Source organism: Halomonas sp. (assembly GCF_041689495.1).
Lineage (GTDB): Bacteria > Pseudomonadota > Gammaproteobacteria > Pseudomonadales > Halomonadaceae > Halomonas.
On sequence record NZ_JBDNGD010000312.1, the window covers coordinates 1 to 2186 of the forward strand.

Below are 2186 nucleotides of genomic sequence, written 5' to 3' on the forward strand. Positions count from 1 at the left end.
CGACTGGCTAGTGGAAGACCTGGTCGACAATGGAGAGCGCGTTTTCGCGGACATGCTGGCCAGCAGCCCGCTTTCGCATGACGGCGAGATTCTGGTGGTGCCTGCCCACGGCGCCGATCCGGGAGACTACATCGCCAAGCTTGGCCGGGTATGGATGCCCAAGGTGGCGGATGACGGGCAGCGTGAGTCCTGGTCCCAGCGTTTGAGCCGACTGATAGCTCGGCTAGAGGCCCGCTGGCAGCCGGAGGTGATCCTGATCGACTCCCGTTCGGGAATCGATGATGTGGCCGCCAGCTGCGTGACGGACCTGGGCGCCAGCCTGGTACTGCTGTTTGCCCTGGATGGCGAGCAAACCTGGACGGGGTATCGTCTGCTGTTCGATTACTGGCACCGGGCCGGCGTCGCCGATGAGATCCGCCAGCGCCTTCAGCTGGTGGGAGCCATGATCCCCGAGCTGGACTCTGTCGACTACTTCTCCGGGCTTCGTGAACGTGGCTGGGATCTATTTTCCGAGGCGCTTTATGATGAGGTGCCGCCGGGTCATACGACCGAGGGGCTGTGGAGCTTCGATGATCACGACGAGAGCGCCCCGCACTATCCCTGGGCGATTCGCTGGCATCGTGGATTCGCGGCGTTAACCTCGTTGCATTCGCGTTTGGCGCAGCTGGATGACGCCCAGGTGAACGCCACCTTCGGGGCCATGGTCGAGTCCATACGGCGCGTCGCTAGCACCCTGGAGGAAGCGAATGACTGAAACGGCCAAGTTGCGGACGGCCATGCTGGCGGCGCTGCCGTTCGATACCTCGTTGAGCGGGGCCACACCGTCCCTGGAGCGGCTCTACGTGCCACCCACGCACCTTAAGGCGCTTCGCCCCGAGTGCCAGCTGGTGGTGGGCACCCGTGGCGTCGGCAAGTCGGTATGGACGGCGGCGCTCGGCAATACGGCGCTACGCCACACGCTGGGTTCCTCGGTGCCCGAGCTGGACCAGGCGACCATACGCATCGGGTTCGCCGAGCGCCCTTCGCTTGAGCACTACCCGGATGCGGATACCCTGATCAGCCTGATCGAGGCGGGCCGCGATCCGTATCAGATATGGCGCGCCGTGATCGTGAGCTGGGCGGCCGAGCTGGCCTCTCGGCCGCTGCCGCGCAGCAGCTGGGAGTCCACGGTGGAGTGGTTGACGGACAACCCCGAGGACGTAGCGCAGCTGATGCAGGAGGCCAGCCAGGAGCAGACCCGCCAGCAACGCTATGGGCTCATCCTGTTCGATGCCCTGGACCGGGTAAGCGGCGACTGGGCCCAGATGGATCAGGTGGTACGCGCACTGCTGCGGGCGGTGCTCTGGCTCAAGGCCTATCCGCGGCTGTCGGCGAAGGTGTTCCTGCGAGAAGATCAGCTGGAGCGCACCGTGAGCGACTTTCCGGATGCCTCCAAGCTGCTGGCCACTCAGGCCGAGCTCTCCTGGGCCCATCACGATCTGCACGGGCTGCTGTGGCAGCACCTGATCAATGCACCGGACGAGCACGGTGACTGCCTGCGCGACGCCTATGCCGGCGTCGTGGGCAGTCTTCCACCCTATCGCGAACGCCACCATGAGCTACACGACGATGCCAAGCGCGACTCTCACGTGCAGCGACGCCTGTTTGCTCTTCTGGCAGGCCCCTGGATGGGGCGAGATCGCCGCCGCGGCGTTCCCTACACCTGGATCGTCAGCCATCTGGCCGACGGGCAGGCGCGCACCTCGCCACGCTCCTTCCTCGCCGCCATACGCCAGGCCGCCGAGGATACCGCCGAGCGCTATCCGAAGCACTCGTACGCACTGCACTACGAGAGCATCAAACGCGGCGTGCGCAAGGCCTCGGAGATTCGAGTCAATGAGCTGGCCGAAGACTATGCCTGGGTGAAAGGCGTGCTCATCCCACTGGCAGGTTTGAGCGTGCCGATCGCCTTCGAAACGATCCGGCAGCAGTGGGAGAGCCGCTTCCCAGGCGGGGTGGACAGCGTGAGCACAGCAGGGCAGCTGCCGCCTCAGCATCAGGCGCTGGGCTGGAATGGAGTGAAAGACGACCTGCTGCGGGTGGGAATATTCGAGCAGCGCAGGGACGGCCGAATCGACATGCCGGACCTCTATCGCGTGGGCTTCGGCCTCGGACGCAAGGGCGGCATCAAGCCCCGCAGCCGGCCG

Annotated in this window: 2 protein-coding genes; both read left to right on the plus strand. The window is 65.4% G+C overall.

The features are described 5' to 3' along the window. On the plus strand, positions 1-754 hold a 754-nt coding region (locus tag ACESMD_RS10295; protein WP_372612846.1), incomplete at its 5' end, for a KGGVGR-motif variant AAA ATPase. After that, positions 747-2186 (plus strand): hypothetical protein (locus tag ACESMD_RS10300; protein ID WP_372612848.1); only part of this gene is annotated, 1440 nt, incomplete at its 3' end. The genes ACESMD_RS10295 and ACESMD_RS10300, both read left to right, overlap by 8 nt.